21 protein-coding genes and 2 pseudogenes are annotated in these 21,706 nt (G+C 69.5%); 10 read left to right on the top strand and 13 right to left on the bottom strand.

What is annotated here, in order from left to right; all coding sequences use genetic code 11:
• Nucleotides 1-27 precede the first annotated feature (27 nt).
• On the bottom strand, nucleotides 28-402 hold the full coding sequence (locus OG453_RS36555; RefSeq protein ID WP_266872837.1) for a hypothetical protein: 375 nt from the start codon (nucleotides 400-402) through the stop codon (nucleotides 28-30).
• A 172-nt stretch (nucleotides 403-574) separates the two neighbouring features.
• Here OG453_RS36555 and OG453_RS36550 point away from each other — a divergent pair, with 172 nt between their 5' ends.
• Nucleotides 575-964: a hypothetical protein gene (locus OG453_RS36550; RefSeq protein ID WP_266872836.1), complete on the top strand. Its 390-nt coding sequence runs from the start codon at nucleotides 575-577 to the stop codon at nucleotides 962-964.
• Nucleotides 965-1,204: 240 nt separating this feature from the next.
• Complete coding sequence (locus tag OG453_RS36545; protein ID WP_266872835.1) at nucleotides 1,205-2,455, top strand: cytochrome P450; 1,251 nt, start codon at nucleotides 1,205-1,207, stop codon at nucleotides 2,453-2,455.
• Between the two features lie 25 nt (nucleotides 2,456-2,480).
• On the opposite strand, the gene OG453_RS36540 is transcribed toward OG453_RS36545, so the two are convergent.
• Both OG453_RS36540 and OG453_RS36535 read right to left on the bottom strand, forming a co-directional pair.
• Nucleotides 2,481-3,764: a lipase family protein gene (locus tag OG453_RS36540; protein ID WP_266872834.1), complete on the bottom strand. Its 1,284-nt coding sequence runs from the start codon at nucleotides 3,762-3,764 to the stop codon at nucleotides 2,481-2,483.
• A 114-nt stretch (nucleotides 3,765-3,878) separates the two neighbouring features.
• Nucleotides 3,879-4,277, bottom strand: coding sequence for a helix-turn-helix domain-containing protein (locus OG453_RS36535; RefSeq protein WP_266872833.1), 399 nt, complete (start codon nucleotides 4,275-4,277; stop codon nucleotides 3,879-3,881).
• 99 nt (nucleotides 4,278-4,376) lie between these two features.
• On the opposite strand from OG453_RS36535, the gene OG453_RS36530 reads away from it, so the two are divergent.
• Nucleotides 4,377-5,021 carry an NAD(P)-dependent oxidoreductase gene (locus tag OG453_RS36530; protein WP_266872832.1) on the top strand — a complete coding sequence of 215 codons (645 nt, stop codon included), beginning with the start codon at nucleotides 4,377-4,379 and terminating at the stop codon, nucleotides 5,019-5,021.
• A 7-nt stretch (nucleotides 5,022-5,028) separates the two neighbouring features.
• Here the strand turns inward: OG453_RS36530 and OG453_RS36525 are convergent, their stop codons facing one another.
• Complete coding sequence (locus OG453_RS36525) at nucleotides 5,029-5,919, bottom strand: helix-turn-helix transcriptional regulator (RefSeq protein ID WP_266872831.1); 891 nt, start codon at nucleotides 5,917-5,919, stop codon at nucleotides 5,029-5,031.
• Between the two features lie 264 nt (nucleotides 5,920-6,183).
• Between OG453_RS36525 and OG453_RS36520 the strand changes: the two genes are divergently transcribed.
• Both OG453_RS36520 and OG453_RS36515 read left to right on the top strand, forming a co-directional pair.
• Complete coding sequence (locus OG453_RS36520; RefSeq protein ID WP_266872830.1) at nucleotides 6,184-7,035, top strand: aldo/keto reductase; 852 nt, start codon at nucleotides 6,184-6,186, stop codon at nucleotides 7,033-7,035.
• A 246-nt stretch (nucleotides 7,036-7,281) separates the two neighbouring features.
• Nucleotides 7,282-8,178 carry a class I SAM-dependent methyltransferase gene (locus OG453_RS36515; RefSeq protein WP_266872829.1) on the top strand — a complete coding sequence of 299 codons (897 nt, stop codon included), beginning with the start codon at nucleotides 7,282-7,284 and terminating at the stop codon, nucleotides 8,176-8,178.
• A gap of 195 nt (nucleotides 8,179-8,373) precedes the next feature.
• Here the strand turns inward: OG453_RS36515 and OG453_RS36510 are convergent, their stop codons facing one another.
• Nucleotides 8,374-9,531 (bottom strand): nuclear transport factor 2 family protein, encoded by a 1,158-nt coding sequence (locus tag OG453_RS36510; protein ID WP_266872828.1) that lies wholly within the window; start codon nucleotides 9,529-9,531, stop codon nucleotides 8,374-8,376.
• A 112-nt stretch (nucleotides 9,532-9,643) separates the two neighbouring features.
• On the opposite strand from OG453_RS36510, the gene OG453_RS36505 reads away from it, so the two are divergent.
• The 3 genes from OG453_RS36505 to OG453_RS36495 all read left to right on the top strand — a co-directional run bounded on the left by OG453_RS36505 (nucleotide 9,644) and on the right by OG453_RS36495 (nucleotide 11,815).
• The gene (locus OG453_RS36505; RefSeq protein WP_266872827.1) at nucleotides 9,644-10,525 is read left to right on the top strand and encodes a LysR family transcriptional regulator; all 882 of its coding nucleotides are present in this window, start codon (nucleotides 9,644-9,646) and stop codon (nucleotides 10,523-10,525) included.
• A 302-nt stretch (nucleotides 10,526-10,827) separates the two neighbouring features.
• Nucleotides 10,828-11,082, top strand: coding sequence for a hypothetical protein (locus OG453_RS36500; protein ID WP_266872826.1), 255 nt, complete (start codon nucleotides 10,828-10,830; stop codon nucleotides 11,080-11,082).
• A gap of 148 nt (nucleotides 11,083-11,230) precedes the next feature.
• Nucleotides 11,231-11,815, top strand: a complete 585-nt coding sequence (locus OG453_RS36495; protein ID WP_266873262.1) for an NUDIX domain-containing protein — start codon at nucleotides 11,231-11,233, stop codon at nucleotides 11,813-11,815.
• Nucleotides 11,816-12,730: 915 nt separating this feature from the next.
• Here the strand turns inward: OG453_RS36495 and OG453_RS36485 are convergent.
• From OG453_RS36485 to OG453_RS36470, 4 genes are all read right to left on the bottom strand, one after another.
• On the bottom strand, nucleotides 12,731-13,042 hold the full coding sequence (locus OG453_RS36485; protein ID WP_266872825.1) for a hypothetical protein: 312 nt from the start codon (nucleotides 13,040-13,042) through the stop codon (nucleotides 12,731-12,733).
• Between the two features lie 223 nt (nucleotides 13,043-13,265).
• On the bottom strand, nucleotides 13,266-13,757 hold the full coding sequence (locus OG453_RS36480) for a hypothetical protein (protein ID WP_266872824.1): 492 nt from the start codon (nucleotides 13,755-13,757) through the stop codon (nucleotides 13,266-13,268).
• The gene (locus OG453_RS36475) at nucleotides 13,750-16,044 is read right to left on the bottom strand and encodes a CHAT domain-containing protein (protein ID WP_266872823.1); all 2,295 of its coding nucleotides are present in this window, start codon (nucleotides 16,042-16,044) and stop codon (nucleotides 13,750-13,752) included. Before OG453_RS36475 ends, OG453_RS36480 begins: the two co-directional genes overlap by 8 nt.
• 235 nt (nucleotides 16,045-16,279) lie before the next feature.
• Nucleotides 16,280-17,866 carry an ISL3 family transposase gene (locus tag OG453_RS36470; RefSeq protein WP_266872822.1) on the bottom strand — a complete coding sequence of 529 codons (1,587 nt, stop codon included), beginning with the start codon at nucleotides 17,864-17,866 and terminating at the stop codon, nucleotides 16,280-16,282.
• A 212-nt stretch (nucleotides 17,867-18,078) separates the two neighbouring features.
• Here OG453_RS36470 and OG453_RS36465 point away from each other — a divergent pair, with 212 nt between their 5' ends.
• Entirely contained in the window at nucleotides 18,079-18,315 is a 237-nt protein-coding gene (locus OG453_RS36465) for a hypothetical protein (RefSeq protein ID WP_266872821.1), read from the top strand.
• Between the two features lie 211 nt (nucleotides 18,316-18,526).
• Here the strand turns inward: OG453_RS36465 and OG453_RS36460 are convergent, their stop codons facing one another.
• Together OG453_RS36460 and OG453_RS36455 are read right to left on the bottom strand one after the other, a co-directional pair.
• Complete coding sequence (locus OG453_RS36460) at nucleotides 18,527-18,757, bottom strand: hypothetical protein (RefSeq protein ID WP_266873286.1); 231 nt, start codon at nucleotides 18,755-18,757, stop codon at nucleotides 18,527-18,529.
• 724 nt (nucleotides 18,758-19,481) lie between these two features.
• Nucleotides 19,482-19,598 (bottom strand): annotated as a pseudogene (locus OG453_RS36455) (AraC family transcriptional regulator); the annotation flags it as partial.
• 77 nt (nucleotides 19,599-19,675) lie between these two features.
• Here OG453_RS36455 and OG453_RS36450 point away from each other — a divergent pair.
• A complete protein-coding gene (locus tag OG453_RS36450; protein WP_266872820.1) occupies nucleotides 19,676-20,008 on the top strand; it encodes a hypothetical protein in 333 nt (110 codons plus the stop codon).
• Here the strand turns inward: OG453_RS36450 and OG453_RS36445 are convergent.
• Both OG453_RS36445 and OG453_RS36440 read right to left on the bottom strand, forming a co-directional pair.
• Complete coding sequence (locus OG453_RS36445; protein ID WP_266872819.1) at nucleotides 20,005-21,177, bottom strand: hypothetical protein; 1,173 nt, start codon at nucleotides 21,175-21,177, stop codon at nucleotides 20,005-20,007. The two genes, OG453_RS36450 and OG453_RS36445, sit on opposite strands and share 4 nt — an antisense overlap.
• Before the next feature lie 332 nt (nucleotides 21,178-21,509).
• Nucleotides 21,510-21,674: pseudogene (locus OG453_RS36440) on the bottom strand (pirin family protein); the annotation flags it as partial.
• Between the last annotated feature and the right edge of the window lie 32 nt (nucleotides 21,675-21,706).

The raw sequence follows: 21,706 nt of genomic DNA, 5'->3' as shown, positions 1-21,706 counted from the left end.
GACCGGGGCCGACCGCAAGGGCCGCTTCTAGATCAGCCACCTGCACAGGGCGGCGAGAGTGGTCCGGCCGCCGCTCGGCGCCGGTCCGTGCGCCCCGCCGAAGAGCCCATCGGCGGGTGGCCGGACGGTGCTCTGCGAAGTGGAGACCGCGGGCGCGTACGGCAGGGCGCGTACGGGTGCTGGAGCGGGCCTGCTGGGGCCCGGGTCGGTGACGGAACAGTCCTCGCGCGCCTCCGGCGCCGGCGGCGAGCTCGACGCCTGGCCGGAGCGGCTCGGCGTGTGGGCTGCCTCATGTGACGGCTCGGCGGCGCACGGCACCAACGTGAGGAGCAGAACGCTCAGAACAGTCCAGATGAGGACGATCCGGTGCCTGAGGCGCGGATCGACGGAGCAGGGCTGCACAGATCCTCCGTGCGGCGGCTGCCCGCGCCGGGACATCCCGGGCAGGGCAGGAAATGGGTGGGGGCGGCTGTGAACCGTCGACCATCCCCACGCCGCGCGCAGAAGGGCACAGGAGGGAGGTCAGACGCCGAGAAGCGCTGACCTAGATACGCAGAACAGGGGACTCCGCCGCATGCGGTATCGGAACGACGAAGCCCCGTACGGCAGATGGATGGACGTGCGCGATGTGCGGCGCCTCGTCCTCGACCGCCAGGCCCAGTGGAGACAGCGCGGGGACATCCACTTCGGGCCCCTGGGACGGCTGCCCGAGGCCACATTCCTCGAAGGCGTGCTGCCCGCCGTGGTCTCCGTGACCGCCGCTCGGCCGGTCGGGGGCGTCATGCTCGTGCGCGGCACTCGCGGCGCGTGGCACGGTGGCGGAGTGCCGGGCGTCGACGACCTGCGCCGAGACGCCTTCTGCCGACTTCAGGTGACCCACCGTCGCATCGGGGCTCGCCGCATGGGTGTACAGCAGACCGAAGAGGATCAGGCCAAGGCCAAGGAGACGCAGCGGAGCCGCTGATGAGCGACTCCGCAACACACCGGAAAGTGACCTGGCTGTCATCACGCCGTGATCCTAACCGCTTGCCCGCGCTCGCGGCTTCAAGATCTCCGCGAACATCGCGTGAACAAGCCATTCCTGCCAGGACGGCGCCAAGGGCCCCTGGATGGCATCACAGGGGTGTCATTTCTCGGGGGCAGCCGCGAGCATGTCGATCGCCACACGTCCCGACCCGTCCCCCTTCGACGAGGAGACTCCCTGTTGAACACGTCACCGGTGAACGCCGCGGCCGGCCGCACACACCGCCTGGACCCGGCCGGCGGCTGCCCGCACGCGGACAATGCCCGGCTGCTCGCGCAGGGCGACGTGACGCCGGTGGTCCTGCCCGGCGAGGTGGCGGGCATGGCGGTGCTCGGCCATGACGCGCTCAAGGAGTTCCTCGCACACCCCGATGTCGCCAAGAACGCCCAGCACTTCGCCGCGCTACAGGCCGGGGAGATAGCCGACGGCTGGCCGCTGCGGACGTTCGCCACGGTCCAGGGCATGACCACGGCCGACGGCGCCGACCACCGGCGGCTGCGCTCCCTGATGAGCAAGGCGTTCACCGCCCGGCGAGTGGAGGAACTGCGGCCGCGGGTCCAGGAGTTGACCACCACGCTGCTCGACCGGCTCGACCGGGCCGCCGCCGCGGGAGACGGAATCGCGGACCTGCGTACGCACTTCGCCCTGCCGCTGCCGATGGGCGTCATCTGCGAGCTCCTCGGCGTGGACGCCGAGCACCAGGACCGGCTGCATCACTTGTCGAACCAGATCGTCGCCACCGACATCGGTCCCAAGGAGGCGATGGCAGCCAACCGGGAGATGGTGGAGGTCCTCGGTTCGGTCGCCGCGGCCCGCGCCGCCGACCCCGGCGACGACCTCACCAGCGCGCTGATCGCGGCCCGTGAGGAGAACGGCGACCGGCTCGGCCCGCACGAGCTGCTCGGCACCCTGATGCTCACGATCATCGCGGGGCACGAGACCACCCTCAACCTGATCACCAACGCCGTACGCGCCCTGTGCGCGCACCGCGATCAGCTCGCTCTGCTCCAGTCGGGCGAGGTGCCCTGGTCGGCGGCGGTGGAAGAGACCCTGCGCTGGGACAGCCCCGTCAGCTACTTCCCCTTCCGGTATCCGACCCGCGACCTGACGCTCGACGGCACCGTCATCCCCAAGGGCACACCGGTGCTTGCCGGTTACTCCGCCGCGGGCCGTGACAAGCGGGCCCACGGCCACGACGCGGACCGCTTCGACCTCACCCGCGACACCGCGACCCGGCATCTCTCCCTCGGCCACGGCCCGCACTTCTGCGTCGGCGCGCCGCTGGCCCGCATGGAGGCCACCATCGCCCTGGAGCGGCTTTTCACCCGCTTCCCGGACCTGGACCTCGCCGCACCGGAAGCCCAACTGCCGCGCCACGCCTCCTTCGTGGGCAACAGTGTGCGCAAGCTGCCGGTGCGGCCGGTACCGTGACCGGTCGTCAGGTCACCTCAGCTGCCTACGTGCCGCAGTTGCCGGAGGTGGGCTGGTCGGCGAAGCGCTGGCCCAGCCACTCCAGCGCCGGGCCGTTGCCCTGAATCGCCGTCCCCACATGGGACTGCCCGGCGAAGGTCGTCCACTGCACGGCGTGCCCCTTCGCACACCAGTCGGCGCGCAGCTTCTGCCCGACCGCGTAGGGGATCGTCTCGTCCGCGTCCCCGTGGTAGAGGAACGTCGGCGCCGAAGGCCGTTCGGCCCCGATGAACTGATCGGCGATGGCCTGCTGCCAGTCCGGCTGGTCCAGCGGGTTGGACGTCGTCACGTCCTCGATCGATTTGCCGCGCCCTGCTTCCAAGGCCGTCCCGACGCATTCGTTCCGGACCACTTCAGCAAGCTTGCGGCCCTCGTCGTTGAGGTACTTGTCGAGGTTCAGGGCGGGGTTGGCCGCGTTCTGCCCGACGGCGGACATCAGCAGATAGCCCGCGCTGTCCCCGCCCTCCAGCGAGTCGGCGACCTTGGCGAGATCGGCGGGCACACCGCCGCTCGCCGTGCCCTTGACCTTCAGTTCGGGGGCGTACGTCGCGGCCAGCTCGGCGGCCTTCGCGCTGGCGCCGCCGCCCTGCGAGTAGCCCATGATCCCGACGGGCGCCTCCTTGGCGACCCCGTACTTCGCGGCCTCCGGGTGCCGCTGGGCCGCGCGAGCCGCGTCGAGAACCGCGGTGGCCTGCGCCTTGGCGACCATGTAGGTGTGGTCGCCGGGTGTGCCGAGGCCCTCGTAGTCCGTGACGACGACCGCGTAGCCGCGTACCAGCGCGGCGTTGACGAGCGGCGCCTCGGCCGTCGTACCGCCCGGGAATCCGGCGGACGGCGCGCACTTGTCACCGAGGCCGACGGTTCCGACGGCGTATGTGATCAGCGGGCGCGGGGTGGTCTTGCCGTCGTCGGGGACGATCACGGTTCCGGAGACGGCGTTGGACTTCCCGTCGGCCGATGTCGACCGGTAGGTGATCTTCCAGGCCTTGGTGGGGGTGGGGACGCCCGGCGTGTACTGGAACGAGGACGGCTCCGAGCCGAGGATCTCGCCGGGGTCGGTCTTTTTGCCCGGCTTTCCCGGCTTCCCTGGCTTCCCCGGCTTCTTGCCGGGCTTGTGGTGCTTGTCGTTCCGCTGCTCTCCGGCGCCGAGGGCCTTCTCGGCGGCCGGCGCGTCCACGCTCTGCGCGGCGGCGGACCCGGGCAGCCCGAGCACCGCCACCGCGAGCACGGCGCCTGCGGCCACCGGCCGTCTGCGTAACGCTGACATCATGCGGCTCTCCCAACTCTCCTGTGGGCAAGGGGGGTTGGCAGCACCGTACTGACCCGTCAGTAAGACAGCCATAGGCGTGCAGAGGTCGGTGGTGTCACGGGCCGGGGCGTACGGCTACGCAGTCCTCGCACGGTCGGCGCCGTGGTCCTCGTACGCCTCACGCGCGTCGAGCAACTCGTCCCAGTGCGCGGCCGCCCACGCGCACGCCGCGTCCATAGGCTCCAGCATGCTGCGGCCCAGTGGCGTGAGGGCGTACTCCACCCGCGGTTGCGGGTCCTCGTACACCGTGCGTGACACGAGCCCGTCGCGTTCCAGGCCGCGCAGCGACTGCGTCAGCACCTTCGGAGTGACGCGGTGCAGCGGCACACGGAGCTGGGAGAAGCGGCGCGGGCCGTCCTGCAGACAGCGGAGGACCAGGGCGCCCCACTTGTCCCCGAAGCGGAACGGCAACAGTGCCGACGGGCACAGCTCGTCGAACATGTCGGGCGGCAACGGCTGCTGACGGTGCGTCATGGAGATCTCCTGCCTCACGCCGGTGCCGGCGGTATCCAACTGGTAACCGCCCTCACGGATACCTTCCGGAGCAACCACTCACCAGGAGGTATTCCGACGATGAGCAGGATCGTGATTTTCGGTGCGGGCGGCAGGGCCGGTCGGCAAGCCGTCGCCGAGGCGCGTCGCCGTGGGCACGGGGTCACCGCGGTGGTGCGCGAGCCCGCCCGCTACGGCGGCCTGGCGGACAGCGGCGTACGGATCGCCGCCGGGGACGTCACCGACGCGGCGGATGTCGCCGCCCTCGCGGACGGCCATGACGCCGCGATCAACGCGGCGGCGGTGTACGGCGATGGCACCGATCCGGACACCTTCTTCAAGAGCGCGGCGCACTCCCTCGTCGAGGGCCTGCGACAGGCCGAGGTGGACAGGCTCGTCACGGTCGGGCTCTCCTCGCTGCTGCCGGGCCCGGACGGGACCCGGCTCCTCGACGCCCCGGGTTTCCCCGCGGAGTTCCGGCCCTTCTGCCTGGCCCACGCCGCCGGTCTGGAGGTGCTCCGTGCCCAGGGCGGCGCACTGGACTGGGTGTATGTGAGCCCGGCCGGCGACTTCGACCACGAGGGCGAGCGCACCGGCCACTACGGCACGCGCGAGCACGGCGACATGGCGGCCCGCATCTCTTACGCCGACTTCGCCCTCTCGCTGCTCGACGAGGCCGAGGCCGAGACTCTGCGGCACGGTCGCCGCCACCTGGCCGTGACGTGACGGCAGCTCATGAGCTCCTCCCGGCGGTCGGGGCGGGGGCCGACGGCTCCGTGATCAGGTCGAGCAGGAGCATGGCGTCGTGGTCGGGGGTGCCCGGTTCGGCGGTGTAGGCGCTGAGGCGTTGGCCCGGGGTGCCGTCGAGGTGCATGCTCTGGCCGCTGAGGGTGAGGACGCCGACCTTGGGGTGGTGGAAGGTCTTCGTGACCTTCTTGCGTCCGACGACGTCGTAGCGCTCCCACAGCCTGGCGAAGTCCGGGCTCTTGAGGAGGAGTTCGCCGACGAGGCTGGTGAAGTCGGGTGCGTCGGGGTTGGTCCCGGCCTCGGCGCGCAGCCGGGCGACGCAGGAGCGGACCAGGTTCTCCCAGTCGGGGAACAGCTCGCGTGCGGCGGGGTGCAGGAAGAGGTAGCGGGCCAGGTTCCGCTGCTTCACCGGCCAGTCGGCGAGGCCCGCGTACAGGGCTAGACCCGCGGGATTCCAGGCGAGCAGGTCCATGCTGCGGCTGACGATGTAGGCCGGGTTCGGCCGCATGGTCTCCAGGATCAGCTTCAGATGGGGGCGGACCGTCCGGCTGGGCGGAGGGGGCGGCTCGGGCGCATGGCGTGCGGCTCGGGCGGCGAGCTCACGCAGGTGGTGGTGCTCGTCGTCGTCGAGCTGCAGGGCACGGGCGAGGGCGTCGACGACTCCGGGGCCCGGCCGGGTCTCCTTGCCGCGCTCGAGGCGGGTGTAGTAGTCGATGCTGACCCCGGCGAGCGTGGCCAGCTCTTCGCGGCGCAGGCCGGGCGTACGGCGTACGCCGGGACCGGGGATGAGGCCGGCGCTCTCGGGGCTGGTCTGAGTACGGCGGGCGCGCAGGAAGCGCGCCAGTTCGTCGCCGCCGGTGTGCTGCTCGGGTGCCATATGACCAGTCTCCCTCTGCCGCCACCCGGGCCCCACTCACGAGAGGGGCCCTGTCACACCCCCGCTGACCTCCCCCCGGATCGACTCGGCCTGCCTGCCCGGCGCGCGCGGCGGCAGGGTGGATGACGTCGCCCGTACACGGCCGCCGCAGGGCGGTGGTCCGGTTGCGGCAGCACCGACGGCGCGAGGCAATGGCTTCACCGCCACGCCCCAGCCCCAGCCCCAGCCCCACGTCCACGTCCACGTCCGCTGAGAAGGAACGTCATGCAGCAGGTCACCCTCAACAACGGCGTCGAGATGCCGATCCTCGGTTTCGGCGTCTACCAGATCCCGCCGGAGCAGACCGAGCAGGCCGTCTCCGATGCCCTCGCGGCCGGCTACCGCCTCCTCGACACCGCCGCCGCCTACGGCAACGAGGAGGCCGTCGGCCACGCCATCAAGAACAGCGGCGTCCCGCGCGAGGAGCTGTTCGTCACCACCAAGCTGTGGGTGCAGGACGCGCCGGCCCAGGAGAACACCGAGCGTGCCTTCGAGACGTCGTTGACCAAGCTCGGCCTCGACCATCTCGACCTGTATCTGATGCACCAGCCGTACGGCGATGTGTACGGACAGTGGCGCGCGATGGAGAAGCTCCAGCGCGACGGACGGGCGAAGGCGATCGGCGTCGCCAACTTCTACCCCGACCGGCTGCTCGACCTGATCATCAACAACGAGATCGTGCCCGCGGTCAACCAGATCGAGACCCATCCGTTCTTCCAGCGCGCCGCCTACCAGGAGCTCATGCGCGAGCACGGAGTGCAGACGCAGTCGTGGGGCGGCTTCGCCGAGGGCAAGAACAACCTGTTCGCGCAGCCGCTGTTGACCGAGATCGGCGAGACGCACGGCAAGTCCGTCGCTCAAGTCGTCCTGCGCTGGCTGATCCAGCGCGGCGTCGTCACGATCCCCAAGTCGGTCCGCCCCGAGCGGATGGCGGAGAACTTCGACGTCTTCGACTTCCGGCTCACCGACGACGAGCTGGCCGCGATCGCCACGCTCGACACCGGGGAGACGCTGTTCTTCGACCACCGCGACCCGGAGATGGTCACCTGGCTCGCCAAGCGCCGCCTGGACGGCTGAGCCAGGGCCATGGAGTCCGCTAGGAAGTCCCGTGGGCCGGTGGCCGACATCTCGGCTCCTACCGCATCGCCGCCGCCCCCGAGCCGAACTCCAGCCGGGGCTGCACCACGAATTCGTACTCATCGATCAATCCCAGATCCGCCAAGGCCAGCGGGAGCTTCATATCGAAGGGGTCGCATTGCGTAAGACTGCCCTTCGTCGTCGCGGCGCCTGACAAGAATTGACCCCGTAGCAGGAGGCAAGGACGTGACCGAGGACCACACCACCGCACCCCGGGCCGAACCAAGGCAGCACGCCCCGGCCGCCGCCTCCGCCGAGCAGGCCCAAGCCTGGAACGGCGACGACGGCCGGCACTGGGTCCGGCACCGGGATCGCTACGAGGCCATGCAGCGCAACTTCACCCCGCACCTGCTGCGAGCAGCCGCCATCAGCACGGCCGACCGCGTCCTGGACATCGGCTGCGGAGCGGGCGCCACCACCCGTGCCGCGGCACGCGACGCCGGGCGAGGCCGCGTTCTCGGCGTCGATCTGTCGGTGCCGCTGCTCGCAGAGGCGCGCCGGCTTGCGCTCGAAGAAGGCGTGGGCAACGTGGCGTTCGAGGAAGGGGACGCGCAGGTGCATCCCTTTCCCGACGGGGCGTTCGACGTGGCGATCAGCCGCAACGGGGTGATGTTCTTCGCCGATCCGCCGGCCGCCTTCACGAACATCGCCCGAGCGCTGCGACCGGGCGGCCGGCTTGCGTTCTCGTGCTGGCAGGAGGCGGCGGTCAACGAATGGCTCGTCACCCTGTGGACGGCCATCGCTCCGTACGTCGAACTGCCGGACATGGGCGGATCGGGACAGCCGGGGGCGTTCTCGCTCGCCGACCCCGAGCGGGTACGGCAGTTGCTGGGCGGGGCGGGTTTCACCGACATCGCCGTCGAACCGGTGGCCGAGCCGATTCACCTGGGCGACGACGCCGAGGACGTCGTCGGATTCGTCGCCGGCCTCGGCCTGATCCGCGATCTGCTGGCGCAGGCGACGGAAGAGAACGCCCGCCAGGCTCTGGCCGCGCTGCACACCGAACTCGCCGGCCACCAGGGCCCGGACGGCATCGCCCTGGGCGCCGCCGCCTGGCTGGTGACCGCCCGCACCCCGGAATGACGACCGCCCAGGACCCGGCCCGCCGCTGGGCCGCGCTGCTGCAGGACGCGATCACCCCCTTCTGGAGGCGGACCGCCGGCGGCTGTCAGCCCAACCGCGACACCGAATCCGCCCTCCGCGCCACCGACTTCACCCGGGGAGACGTCGAGCGCTTCCCCTTCTCCCCCACGCCGCCGATCCCGAAGCCCACGATCCTCACGAGTGCCGGTGGTAAGCCTTGTTGGCGATGCGCCAGCCGTCGTCGACGCGGACCAGCAGGAAGATGTCGGTGAAGGTGTTCGCGCCGTGCGAGAGCGTCATGGTCGCGGTCGCGACGGTGCCGTGGACGTCGATGGCGTCGATGCGGCGGAAGCGGGTCGGTTCGTCCGCGGCCGGGCGGCCGTCGAAGAGAGCGCAGTACTCCTCCAGGCGCCACGAGACGAACGCGCCGTCCCGGATTCCCTCGATGTGGGCGGTGGGCAGGAACGCGTCGTGGAAGTGGGTGGGGTCGCCGGTCGCGTGTCCGCGGATGTAGGCACGGAGCGGTTCGAGCACGGTGTCCTCCACCGCGGGGACCGTGGCGGCAACGGCGATGTCGGCCTCAGGGTCGGCAGTGGGGTCGGCCAAGTCGGCTGCGCTGCGCAGCGGGGTGTTCGACGCGGCGGCCAGCAGAGCCATGTCCTTGGCCAGCGCGCCGATCGTGAATTCGGCCATGGCAGGGGCCGACTGGCCGGCGAGGAAGGGGCGTTTGCGGGCCACGAGCCCGCCGAGCTGGCCGAGTTCGAGAACGTCAAGCACCTTGGCACGGGGCAGGCCGAGGGCGTCGGCCTGGCGCAGTGCGTCACGCAGCGCGAGGACGGCGCCGGCAAGGCTGCTGTTGGCGATGAGCTTGAGCGCGGCGGCGGTGGCGGCGTCGTCAACACGCCGCACGGTGCCAAGCGCCTCCAGAACCGGTCGGACCCGATCGAGCGCGTCGTGCTCGGCGGCGGCAAGAATCTGCAGGGCGCCGGCCGCGGCGGCGGGAACAGAGCCGAGCAGGGGCGCGTGGACGTAGGACGGGCCGAGGTGCCGGGCCAGTTGCGACGCTTCGGCGGGGGCGATGGTGCTGGTGTTCAGCACGATCGTGTCCGGTCGCAGCGAGTCACGGACGTCGTCGAGGACCTGCCGGCAGGCCGGACCGTCGAACAGTGCCAGGAGTACGAGATCGGCCTTCGCCACCGCCTCGTGCGCATCGCCGGTCGTCCTGACGGCGTCTGACGTGCGCCCGGAGCGCGTCCAGCCGACGACGTCCCGGCCCTGGGCAGCGAGGCGCGTCGCGATCGCGTCGCCCATGCGCCCCAGGCCAAGGATGGTGATCAGGTGCGGTGTGGTCATACGGGCCAGAGTGGTGCGCCCCGACGGCTGCGACAAGCGCAGATTTCGCAGGCGAGACCTGCGGTGCTCGCATACCGGCCGGACATACTGGTGTCATGGAATTGCTGGTGTCATGGAATTGACCGTGTGGCGGACCTTCGTGACCGTGTGCCGGCTCGGGTCGCTGTCGGCGGCGGCCGCCGAGCTCAATCACACGCAGTCGGCCGTCTCCCGACAGATCGCCGGTCTGGAGCGGCAGCTCGGCGTGCCTCTGATGGAGCGTCATGCGCGCGGTGTGCGTCCGACGCCTGCCGGCGAGGTCTTCCGGAGCCACGCCCTGGCCACGCTCAACGAAGCCGACCGCGCCGTTCGCGCCGTACGAGAGGCTGGTGACGGGGCGTCCAATCGGCCGCTGGCCGTCGGTGCCACTCCCTCTCTTGCCGCAGGGATCGTCCCCGAGGCCATCCGGAGCCTGCTGGAGCGAACCGGATCCGTCCGGTGGAGCCTGCTCCCCGGCCTGAGCGCACAGCTGCACAACCGTGTGATCGCCGGTGATCTCGACCTCGCTGTCGTCACCGATGCGCCACCGGGGCTCCCCCATGACCCGCGGATCGAACGGCGGTTCCTCGGTCTGGACGACATGGTCGTCGTCCTGCCCGTCGGTCATCCGCGGGCCGGGCGCGGCCCGGTGGACATTCAGACGCTGGCCGACGAGACCTGGGTCGAGGACAACGACGGCTCGGCGGCGCTCCTGCGCCGGCACGCCGCCCGCGCCGGGGTCAGCGCCCGCATCGATCTCACCGCGGCCGATCTGCTCGGCAAGCTGGCCCTGGTGGCAACCGGCCACGCCATCGCGCTGATACCCGGGGTACTGACACGCGCGCTGCGGACCGACGTCACCGCGGTGGCCCTCGCCGATCCCCCGACCCGCGGGATCTACGCGATCACACCACGCCGCGACCCCCACTCCTCCGCGACGCCCCTCCTCGAGCAGCTCGCCACAGCCTTCACCTAGCGGAGACCACCGTCGTCAGCGCGCCCGTCCCCGCGGCCTCGCGCGTCGCATCCTCGTCCAGATCCTCCTGGAAGATCTCGGCGAGTTCCGGCCCGACGACGCCGTTGGGTCCGAGCGGGGTTGCGCAGCGCGGAGCCTGAAGGCAGGGGTACGGATAAACAAGGACGGCTGCACCACACGGTCCGAAGTCCTCCGGGCCGAAGCACTCACCGCTCAACGTCGCGACCCAACACCACGCCCTCGGCGCACGCTGGCTCCAACGTCATCTCGGCGACCGGTTCCGCATCCACACCATGCACCGCTTGGACAGTAACCACATCGACACCCAGATCCTGCCGCTGCGTCCCGGCACCCTGCTGCTGCGCGGCCCCGAGGTCCTCGACCGCCTGCCCGAACCGCTCCGGCGCTGGGACAAGATCTACGCCCCTGAACCCGACCCCGCCGAGTTCCCCGCCGACGGCCCCAACGATCTGACCCTCACCAGCTTGTACATCGACGTGAACGTCCTATCCCTCGACGAACACCGTGATCGCCAACTCAGGCGCCCCGGCTCGTGAAAGCGCTGGAGGGGCACGGGTTCACCGTCAGTCGCTGCGCGCATCGACAGCGTCGGTGCCTGGAGCGTCCTCCGGTCTGCCGCTGGAAGCCCGCTTCCGCCTGCTGCCGCCGCGCTCCAGCCGGGACCGGCCACCCGCGATCAAGACGATGGGGACAAGATCGCCAAGCTCCTCAAGCCGGGTGTCAGTGGTGCCTGCGATCGTGTGCGGCGTGGATGAACTCGTGGAACGTGTTGACGCTCAGGACCGTGTGCTGGGGGTAGTCAGTCGGTGGGAGGCCGTTCGGGAGGGCTGGCTGCACCGGGTTGGCGTGGTGGTGTGCCGTGATGGGCAAGGCCGTTTTCTCGTCCATCGGCGTGCCGAGCAACTGTCCCGTTTCCCAGGGCACTACGAACTCGGGGTCGGGGGTGCTGCGGGAGTCGGCGAGTCCTATGAGCAGGCAGCTGCCCGCGAGCTCAGTGAGGAGCTGGGAACATCGGCGACAGTGTGCCTTCGGTTCAAGTTCCTCAGCCGGGGCGGGCTCAGCCCTTACTGGCTTGCGGTCTGTGACGCCGTGCTTCCGGAGATCGTCGCCCCTGATCCAAGTGAGGTGGCCTGGCACGGGTGGCTGACCGCGTCCGAGCTGCGGCGGGCTCTCCAGCAGTGGACTTTCACTCCTGATAGCCAGGCGGTTTTCGACCGGTATCTCGCTTGTCGTGCTGCCCCGGCCTCTGCGCAGGAACGGTGCTCATGAGCTGGGTCAGTGGGACGAAGGTGCTGGTCGTTCCGAGGTTTCTTGGGGTTGGGCCGGCGGGGTGAGGGTGTCCGCGAGGCTGCGGTCTCCTTCGACGGCTTCGCGCTCTTCATCTGTGAGGTCGAGTTGTTCGAGCATCTGTTGGCTCTTACACGCCTGAGCATGTGGCGGACGAGCTGTCTCCCCCGGTGACAACTAGCTCGCCCCAGTGCCATCTATCTCGAAGTCGCAAGCAGGTGTGACTTAGCGTTGTAGTTGGCTCGTCCGGCCACATACGCGCTCAGTAGTCGGTGGAGCTGCTCCACGGCGTCCCGTACGGTCGGCCAGTGCTGATCAAAACGGGCGACCACCTTCGAGACTGCCGTCCACGCGGACGCCCACCTCTATGAGTTCGTCGTGCCCATGGTTCCCCCGACGTGGAACGAGAGGGAGCGCGTCGAGGAGTACGTCGCGCTCATGGAGCAGGGATCGGCCCCCACGGCGGCGGCGATCTCCACGCTGGACGTGTGCCAGCCGGCTGGTGCGGCTCCTCTCTCCTGGCCCTCGGCCAAAGCCTGGCCAGAGCGGGCGACTGTGCCCGGCTGCCCGCCCTGCGCGCCCGACCCCGCTCGGCCCGAGCAACCGGCACCTGAACCAGCACCGAAGATCACGCCTGCAGGCCAACAACAGCGCACATCCAGGGTGTGACCGAGCCACATCGCTGTCGCCTCGGGCATGGCCCTGATGGGGCTGTGCCCAAGCGTCGGCGAGTGCTTCCAGGGCGTTGACGGGGGTTCTGGCCGCGCTTCCGTGACGGCTACGCCAGACAGGGGGCCTGCGTCCAAGCCGGCCAGTTGAGCGCAGTGTCCTCGAAGGTCGGCAATCTCGTCGGAGCGACGTTCCACACTCCAGGATGCGGTGCGCCCAGGTGTCCGATCAGGATGCTTCCATTGCGGCGCGCGCCGCTTCGACGAAGCGCGTGTGCGCGTCCGCGTCACCGCAGGTGATGCGCCGTAGGCACCGGTTAGCCTTCTTCGCCGCGTCCAACACGCCCTGGCCCGCTTCAGCAGTGGCAGGCGGCCCTTCAAGGACGACGACACGAACACTGCGCATGAGAGGGTCGTACGCTTCGCGTAGCTCTGAACGCAGTTCCTCGAGGCGGGTCAGCTGCTGGTCCGGGTCGGCGATCTGGTGGAATGCGTCTATGACCCGCCGGTACCACTCACCGATGACGTGAGCGCGGTCCATCAGCTCCAGGTAGGCATCCCGCCTCAACTCCCGTACCCGTACTCGGTGCTGGACCCGCGCCGAAGCCTCGGCCTGGACTCGGGCGGCCCGCGCGTTCCCCAGGGTGGTCACCCAGCTCGCGAGCACGGCCGTACCGCCACCGTCCCAGGATCCTGGCCACCTGTGTGATGCGGGCCCTGCGTCGTATCCGTCGCTGAGAGACGGACGGAACCAACAGGTTGGCTCAGTCAGTGGGCTGGGCTTCGTCGAGTGGGGAGCGCCAGCGGCTGCGGGTGAGGTCGTAGTGCAGGGGGCCGAGGCGGTACCGGGTCAGGTCGAGGGACAGGAGCTGCTGGTAGGCGCCGTGGGGCAGGTCGGGATCCAGGACGATGCGCAAGCCGGTGGCCGGATCTTGGAGCACCACGGGGCGTGACGGCTCCGGTGGTGCGGCTGCGGTAGCCGTGGCGGAGGAGGCGCGTAGGTTGCGGACGGCGTTCTGAAGGTGGTGGTAGGCGGCCTCGGCAGCCTTGTTTCCCACCTTGGTCAGGAAGGCGTGCAGGGGCAGAGAAACAAGGATCAGCCAGGAAAGCGGCTCGACTACCCGGCGTGGTGGCAGTACCCGAACGCTGGGGGTGAAGCCGAGAGCAGTCAGTGCGTCGGACAGCGGTTGTTCCTGTTCGCGTGTGATCCGGTGGTCGACGAAAAGGTCTGCGCGCATGCGGTCGGGCTCAGCCATCATCGCCCTCCTCCAATTGCCATATCCGCGCCGTGTTGTCCGAACTGGCGGTGGCAAGTCGGCGACCGTCCGGACTGAACGCCACCCCGACCACCCCGCTGTCGTGGGTGAGGGTCAGGCATCGCGTGCCGGTCTCGGCGTCCCACACCCGCGCCGTGTTGTCCAAACTGGCGGTGGCGAGTCGGCGACCGTCCGGACTGAACACCACCCCAGTAATCAATTCTGCCCTCCATCCTCTCCAATTCTTGTGCCGGAGCGTGAGGAGCTTCTGCCCGTGGCCGTCAACGATGAGCGCGGTCTTGTCATATGCGAGGGCGAGGCGTTCGCCGTCAGGGCTGAACGCGATCGCGTTGACCCTGCCGGCCCCCTCGATGAGGGCCGAAGGCTCGGCTTTGAGGGTGCGGTTGGTCTTCGGGCGGGCTTTGGCGGTGAGTTGTGCAGTGGCGTGATAGTCGGGGTCGATCTCCCGGACTTTCTCCAGTGCCTGCAGGGCTTCTTGCCAGCGGTCGGCATCGACGTGTTCGAGGGCCTGGCGGTAGTGGTCTTTGAGGGTCTGCTGACGGTTGGTGGTCTCCGCAGTCTCCTGGGCGGCTTTGACGATCGCCTCCAGTTCTGGGTCGGGAGCCGGTGCCGTGTTCAGGGGGGTGTGCTGGTTGAGTTTTTCGGCTGCGGCCAGGACGGCCTGCCACTGCCTGGCGCGGTGCAAGGTGGTGATCTCCTCGCGCAGCCTGGCACGGACCTGCTGGGCGCGGGCTTGGTCCAGCAGGGATTGGGCGTCGCGGTAGTCGGCTTCGGCGGCGACGACCGCTTCGAGGTGCTCGATGGCCTGGCCCCAATGGCGGGTGCCTGCTGCGTCCATGGCTGCCTGATACAGCGCGTTGAGGCGCTGGCCGTGGCGCGCCTTGGTGAGTTTGGCTTGACTGTCGCGGTAGTTGCGGTCGCAGGCGATGATCGTGCGGAACGTCTCGACGGCCTCGTCCCACCGTTCGGTGTGAAAGGCAGCGAGCCCCTCGGTATACAGCTCATCCAGGTCTGCTTGCCCCTCCTTGCGGCGTTGCTCCATCAGCCGATTACCCGCCTGCTGAACATCGGTGCCCGGGTGGTTGGACGGCCGTGTGGTGGGGCCGGGGGTGTCGGTGAGGTCGAAGAGGTGGCCGTGGCCGTCGGGGGAGCGCATGTACAGCACCGGTGTGCCCCACTCCAAAGAGCCGGGGCGGGCCAGCATCATGGCCTGGCGGGCTTCCATGACCGCCACGTCGATCGGCAGTTGCCGGGCCAAGGCCGAGTAGAAAGCGTGCGCGCACTCCAGCGCGGCCTCGTCGCTTACCTCGTACTGCATCGCCAACACCGCGGGCAGGGCCTTGTGCATCAGTGCACCCGCCACGCTGGAGAACGGGTTGAGTCCGCCCGCTCGCCCGGTCTCGCAGGCGTTGAGTACCGCCAGCCGCAGCGAGGGGTGGCCGGCCACCAGCATCGCCAACTGCCCGGCACTCAGCAGGTAGGTTCCTCCCTGCTCGCCGGCCAGTGCCAGGGCGCCTTCCTGCGCGCGGGTGTCGTACCCTCCGTGCCCGATGAAGTGCAGCACATGCCACTCACGCCGGGCCCCGCCCGGTTGCAAGACACCTTGCACAGGAGCGCTGCGAGCATCTCGGCGGAGCGCCTCACGCAGATCACGCCAGGTCTGCCCTTCCGTCCAGTCCAGCTCCACCCGGCCCTCCGCCACCAGGCCGGACAGAGCTTCGCGCAGAAGCAGCTGTTCGGCCTGGACCGCCAGCGGATCTTGATCCTCCGGGCGGGCGACCATGCCCAGGATCCGCAGCGGCGGCATCACCCGCAGCGGCGCCACCGGCCGCGCCACCTGCGGATGGCGCACCAGCGGGACCTCCAGGCACAGATAGTCGCCCTCGCTGGTGTCGTAGAGGAACTCCCACGGCAGCCGCGCCAGCTCGGGAGCCTGTACGTGCAGCACCAGACGGACTTGGCCGCCCTGCAGGGCGGCACGGTTGCGCGCAGCCCGCAGCAACCCCGCTCCGGGCCCGCCCAGCAGGGCGTCGAACAGTGTGCGCCCCAGCTCCCGTACTGGTGCCTCGCCATCGGCCAGGGCGCGGCGCACCAGGGCCGAGGAAGCCACCACCGCATCCGGTATCCGTGCCGCCTGAGCCTCCAGTTCGTGCGCCGGCGGCAGCCGCATCACACCCGGCGTTTCATCCCCGCCCGTCGTCCGGAACACCACCGGGTAGCCGTCGCTGCCACCCGGCCCGACCTCAACCTGAAGATCGACATCCACCACAGCGCCCCCCACGTCCTGCCGGCCAACCAGACCGCCAGCGACCGGCATCGCCGTTCGCCCCCCACCCCACGCTACGGCCATTGCTCCCGTCCGTCCCCACAACGGCACCAGGCCAGCACGCGGGAACTCCCGTCAACTCAAACGCTCGGCCCTGCCGGTGAACAGCGAGGCCACGTGAGGGAGATCCCCTGGCGAAACGGCCCTGGAGCCCGGGGCGATGCTTCCGGGACAGCTACGGCTGGAGGAGGATGCGGGCTCTGAGCAGAGTGAAAGAGGCACGGCCGTACATTTGCCGCTTGATCGTCTTGATCCTGTTGATGTGTCCTTCGACGATGCCGGAGCTGTAGGGCAGGGTGAGGCCGGCGGTGACGGCCTGGAGGTCTTGGCGGATGGAGTCGGCAAAAATGCCGATGGCTTCAGGTCCGCTCAGTTCAGCTTTCTGGATCCAGTCCCGAAGTCGATGGCCGTGGCGGTGGCGGTGGCGGTGGCGGTGGCGGTGGCGGTGGCGGAGCAAATCGGTGAACTCCCGCGCGAGGTCGCAGGCGGCGGCAACCTCAGGGCAGGCGTTTCGTAGGTCATCCAACTCCGCTGCCTCCGAGGGGCGCAGTGCCTCCTGCGGACGCATGATCCATGCGGTGATGGTACGAGGACTGGGTGCAGCTGCCTGGGCGGGGATCGCCGCGCCCTTTCTGACGTCCGCCATGTAGCGGTTCACGACGCGATAGCCACCCGTGTGGCCGAGAGCGCACACCTCCCGGTAGAGCTGCATCGAACTCGTGCAGCCCACGCGGAAGCGGTGCTGGACGTATGCGGTGAACGGGTCGAGGACACCGATGCCCCGGTCCCGTGCCGAAGCGAGGAGGCCCTCAAGGTCTTGGTTCCGGTAGCGCCGTACCGTCTTGCGGTCCAGGTGCAGGCGACGCCCGATGCCGCTGAGTGAGAGCCCCGCAGCGGCCAATTCGGTGATCTCCCGGTGGCGTTGGCACACGCGCTCCGGAAGAGGAGTCGCCGGCACAGCAGAGGGCGATCCGTTGTCTGGGGCGACAGGTCGGCGCAGGCATGCGCGATGGCTGCGGCACGTCTTCTCCACGGCCGTTGAGAGGTTCTGGAGGAGGTGCCAGCGATCGGCCACTTCCCGGGCGTTGGGGGCCGCCTGCTGGATGGCCCTGGTGAAGGCCATCAGACGGTCGCGGCACACGATCTCCGTGCCGGGGTGCTCGCGAAGCCACGTCGCGACCGAGGCGGTCTCCCGGTCCGGTAGAACGTCCACGGGCCTGGAGGTCTCGACGTCGACGAGAACGGTGCCGCAGGTCCGTCCCCTGCGGAACGCAAACTCGTCGATACCGAGTATCCGCGGTGCCTGGGCTGGAACGGACGGTGCCACCAGCTCGCCCAGGAGCGCGGTGCGTCGGCCATTGATCCGTAGATTGGCGCACAGACGCTGGCCCGCCCGCCCGCCGAGTTCCATGGCGACCGCCCGCATTGCCGCTCGCGCCACTACTGAAGCACGGCGTCGTGGCTCGGTCAGGCCCGCCACCTGTTCCACGACCGCCCTGCGCAAGCACTGACTCTGATCACAAAAGAACCGACGCACGTGAAGGCGGATGACTACCTCCCGCCTCCCCCCAGCGGGCAACTCGGATATCTGACGCCAGTAGCGGCTGTGGACCCGTGAGGCACGATGGCCGCACGCGGGACATCTGCCGGGTGAGCCGCATCCTGACGCGTCAACAGTCAAGCGGCCATCGACGGCCACGATCTGCCGCACCTTGAGGCCCAAACCCGCGAAGAGTAAGTCTTCAAGCGTCTCCACCTGCATGGCAGTGCAATCCCCGTCGGAATGTCCCACAGTCCCGCAGGCGCTCCATCAAACGTCTCACCTGTCACGGAAACGCGGCCACAACCAAGTAGGACGCTCAGGCAGCGCGTGCAGCCGGATCGGCGGCAGCGCCGAGAGCTCTACGAGGGGTGGCTCACCCGCTCGGATGCGCTCGGCGAGCGACTGGTCGCGAGGGTGGGCATGGTGAATGCATGAACACCACACCTCACTCCAAGAAGTCCCTGTCCCTCATATCCCGGGCATTCGCGGTGAGTGCCGTCGTGGGCATCGCTTGTGCGGCGGGGGTGGCAACTGCCACATCCGCCGTGGCCGCGACGCCCGCCACGTCCGTCGCCGCAAAGGCCGCCCCTGCCCAGGGCGGCCACGGCGGCGGGGACGAGTTCCAGTGCGGCAACGGCCTCCTCGCCCTCCTCAACTTCTGTAACTGACGGACAACTGCGGGCAATTCCTGCCCGCACACCGCACAACCGCACAACCGCACACGGAAGAAGTCCACCCACCCCCAGGGCGGTCAGGGACAGGGACAGGATCCCTCTCCCTGACCGCCCTGCCGACCACAACCGAAGGCCTGATCAGAAACGCGAGGGCGGACACGGGGCTATTGCCCGTGTCCGCCCTCCGTACGCGAGTCGGCGTCGCTCACACCCCCTTGAAGCGGCGCAGCCGGAGGCTGTTGCCGACGACGAAGACCGATGAGAAGGCCATGGCCGCGCCAGCGATCACGGGGCCCTGAATGCCGAGGATTTGGGGAGTTTGCCGATGGTGGTCGCCGAGTAGGTTTACCTGCGCAGCGAACTCCCGATATGCCGTTCGCCGTATCTCGCGCCGAGCTGCCGACTGCTGCACCTCGGCAGCTGCTTGTGCCTGCACGCGAGCAGACTGTGCGTTCCCCCTGCTTGTTACTCGCGACGATCGCGGTGACTCCTGCTAATACGGCCACCCTATTCAAGGTCGCCGACTTGCATCGGGTCGGGAACGGCGGCGCCGGTCTCGGTGAGGATGGGTCCCGGGGTGAACGGGCAGCAGCACAGAGCGACCGCCGTCGTCAGCGTGCGCGACGGTTCGAAGGCGCCGAGGTGCCGAGGTGCCGCGGACTGAGCGCCTGCATGCGGAGGCGTAACCGACTGCCGCGGTCGCGAGCGGGTCCGACGCGTGACGCCATTGAGGCGTCACCACTCGTCACAGAACGCGAGCTCAAGTACGAGGCGAGGCAGCCGACCGTTCCGGCCGCCGCCGCGCTGCCCGCCTGGCCGACTGGGACCCCGAGCTGCGCCACGAGACGCTGAGCTCCCTGGCCGTACGGGACTGGCTCGCCACCGGGCCGGCACACACGCAGTGCCTGGATACGGACCTCATCGTCTACCTGGTGGCCTCGGTCGACGTCACCTGTCTCATGCCCGACAAGCAGCACATCACCGTGAACAGTGCCGACATGGGCACCGGCTGGACCGGCCCAGACCGCCTTGCCGCCCTCGACCACCGCTACGGCAACGTTTATTCGTATGCCAGAGGTCGAGCCAGCCATGCACCTCTGCGGTACAGAACCGCAGCACCATCACGGCGCGCTGACCCGTGGGGACTACCGCGCCGTACAGAACTGCGCGCGCCGGTGTTCGTGCCAGTCCAGTCCGTGGCCGGGCGGGTAGTCGGTGCCGATCGGCAGGACGGCCCGGTCGACGTGGTCGACGTCGGCCAGCGGGACATTCTTCATGTGCACGAGATCCGCCAGCGAGCCCCTTCGGGACACCGCCCGAGGACTGCACCAAGCCGTGCCCCATCGCCCGGGCGATGTCGGCGGCCGATGCCGCCTGGCGAGCGTCGCTGCAGGCGGTCTCCATCGCCGCTCTGGTCGGCTCGGTGGAGCAGGACAGCGGACCCGAGGCACGTGGCTCAACACGGCGCTCGGATCCGGCGAATGAGGGGCGCGTAGTCCACGCCCGGTGCAGGCGGTTCGCTCCCGGGCTCCGGCTGGACAAGCTGCAGCTCCTGCCGGATCGGCGCGGGATCCATCTGCTGGAAATCGCCGAACTCCCGGCGAACGCCCCGCACTTCCGCAGCTTCCGGCTCGCGCTCATCGGCGATGTCGTCGATCAGCGCGAGCATCTCCTCGTGTACGCCTAGCTACCCGGGGCGGGGTCCCGGTTCGCCGGGGCCCGGAGGCCGGCGACCGTGAACGCCACGACCAGCAGGGAGGCCCCCGTCGCGACCACCGCCGACAGGGCGGGAAGCGCTGCTGTCACCCCGTCAGGCCGCAACACGTAGGCGAGCGTTCTGGAGTCGACCCGATCATCCACGAGGTGGCTGACGACCAGCACACCTGCCACCAGGGTGCTCACCACGGCCACGACCGGTGACCCGCTCAGGCACAGTGCCGCCCCCGCCAGAGCGCAGATGACGGAGACGCCGAGCGCGGCGGAGAGACCGAGGGTGGACGCGTCCGACCAGTTCAGCGGGAAATGAGCCGCCGCACAGAGCAGAAGAAGTACACCTGCCGCACGACGCAGCCACACCAGGGGTGTTGTGCCTCGAGCGTGCGTGGCCTCGGCAGCCGGGACGGGTGCGGGGCTGACGGCCTCGGCCGGCGGCGCGATCGGCATGGCCGGGGGGCAGGCCTCGGTGTTGTCGGCGTCCTTGCGTTCTCTCAGGCTGCCCATCAGCTTCATCAGATCCTCGACAGATCTGGTCGTACCGGCGGCACGCACCGCCTCGGCGCCGCTGTGCGGATCGTGCGGGGGCTGGGAGAGCAGGTGAACGAGACGGCTCACCTCCGGTATGGGCCGTTCCTCGACGGCGTGCCGAATTGCCTCGTCCATGTGCTCGGCGGCGTGTTCCGGCGGGCCCATCAGTTCCACCAGCCGGGAGACGTCGTCGACGGAGCGGGCCACGGCGGCCAGGCGGAGCACCGAGGCGGCGGCCGACACGCCGTCAGGTGTCTGCTCCAAGAGAGTGACGAGGTCGACGACGTCGTCCAGGGGCCTGGACACCACGGCGACGCGTATGAGCTCTTCCACCGCGTCGTCGTCCAAGCCGGACACCAGCTGTTCCAGGGGCCCGTCGTCGGCCTCGTGCGCCGTCTGTTCCGAGGGTCCGTCGGCGGCGTCGTGCGCGGTCCGCTCCGAAGGAACGTCGTCCGCGTCGTGGTCGAATGCCTGCGGCCACGGGGCGTGCGGGGCGTGGGGGGCGTGGGGTGGGGCGCCGAGCTGCGCGGTGCCCCAGTGAACCGACGTCGAAAACAGAGGTTCGCCGGTCCCAGAAGTATCCCCCGCGGCAGAGAATGACTCAGCGGCCATTTTCACCACTCCATTTCAGCGGGACGTACTTGTCCCGCATGTGTGCGTGTCTCCCGTTCTATCCACGCTTCTTTCGCCCCGCCACCGGAGGAGTTGCCCGGCGTTGCGCAATCCATCGCATCGGGAACCTTCCGCGGACCCAGGGTCTCTGCAAAGGGTGGGAACCCACGCGTCGCACCACAAGCAGCGAAGGGGCGAGGGTGCACTCCGCCGACCGGCTCCACGCCCCGGGCGGAGGACCTGACCCAGGAGGCGCTCCTACGCACGTACCGGGCCCACTGCGGTTCGAAATCCTGCGAAGACAGCTTGGCTGCGTTGCCGTGGTCGTGTGGTCAACGCACCCGTCCCCGCGGCTTCAGCGGCACCGGCGGCAAGTCCGGCGCGGGGATCCGGTCGCCGTCATAGCCCTTCACCTCACCGAAGCGCGAGCTGTCCATCCAGTCCGAACGGGCCTGTGCGATGTCTTCGTTGGAGCGCCCGACGAAGTTCCACCAAATAGCCCATGTTTCGCTGCTTTATACAGGTCAGA

The sequence above is a fragment of the Streptomyces sp. NBC_01381 genome (assembly GCF_026340305.1).
Classification (GTDB): domain Bacteria; phylum Actinomycetota; class Actinomycetes; order Streptomycetales; family Streptomycetaceae; genus Streptomyces.
This window is presented reverse-complemented; position numbering and strand designations above follow the sequence as displayed.

Excerpts from the sequence above, each read along its gene's own strand:
- OG453_RS36550 (WP_266872836.1), top strand. The coding sequence starts at position 575 with ATGCGGTATCGGAACGACGAAGCCCCGTACGGCAGATGGATGGACGTG.
- OG453_RS36540 (WP_266872834.1), bottom strand. The coding sequence starts at position 3,764 with ATGATGTCAGCGTTACGCAGACGGCCGGTGGCCGCAGGCGCCGTGCTC.
- OG453_RS36535 (WP_266872833.1), bottom strand. The coding sequence starts at position 4,277 with ATGACGCACCGTCAGCAGCCGTTGCCGCCCGACATGTTCGACGAGCTG.
- OG453_RS36530 (WP_266872832.1), top strand. The coding sequence starts at position 4,377 with ATGAGCAGGATCGTGATTTTCGGTGCGGGCGGCAGGGCCGGTCGGCAA.
- OG453_RS36525 (WP_266872831.1), bottom strand. The coding sequence starts at position 5,919 with ATGGCACCCGAGCAGCACACCGGCGGCGACGAACTGGCGCGCTTCCTG.
- OG453_RS36520 (WP_266872830.1), top strand. The coding sequence starts at position 6,184 with ATGCAGCAGGTCACCCTCAACAACGGCGTCGAGATGCCGATCCTCGGT.
- OG453_RS36510 (WP_266872828.1), bottom strand. The coding sequence starts at position 9,531 with ATGACCACACCGCACCTGATCACCATCCTTGGCCTGGGGCGCATGGGC.
- OG453_RS36505 (WP_266872827.1), top strand. The coding sequence starts at position 9,644 with ATGGAATTGACCGTGTGGCGGACCTTCGTGACCGTGTGCCGGCTCGGG.
- OG453_RS36495 (WP_266873262.1), top strand. The coding sequence starts at position 11,231 with ATGGGGACAAGATCGCCAAGCTCCTCAAGCCGGGTGTCAGTGGTGCCT.
- OG453_RS36485 (WP_266872825.1), bottom strand. The coding sequence starts at position 13,042 with ATGGACCGCGCTCACGTCATCGGTGAGTGGTACCGGCGGGTCATAGAC.
- OG453_RS36480 (WP_266872824.1), bottom strand. The coding sequence starts at position 13,757 with ATGGCTGAGCCCGACCGCATGCGCGCAGACCTTTTCGTCGACCACCGG.
- OG453_RS36470 (WP_266872822.1), bottom strand. The coding sequence starts at position 17,866 with ATGCAGGTGGAGACGCTTGAAGACTTACTCTTCGCGGGTTTGGGCCTC.
- OG453_RS36465 (WP_266872821.1), top strand. The coding sequence starts at position 18,079 with ATGAACACCACACCTCACTCCAAGAAGTCCCTGTCCCTCATATCCCGG.
- OG453_RS36450 (WP_266872820.1), top strand. The coding sequence starts at position 19,676 with ATGTCGGCGGCCGATGCCGCCTGGCGAGCGTCGCTGCAGGCGGTCTCC.
- OG453_RS36445 (WP_266872819.1), bottom strand. The coding sequence starts at position 21,177 with ATGGCCGCTGAGTCATTCTCTGCCGCGGGGGATACTTCTGGGACCGGC.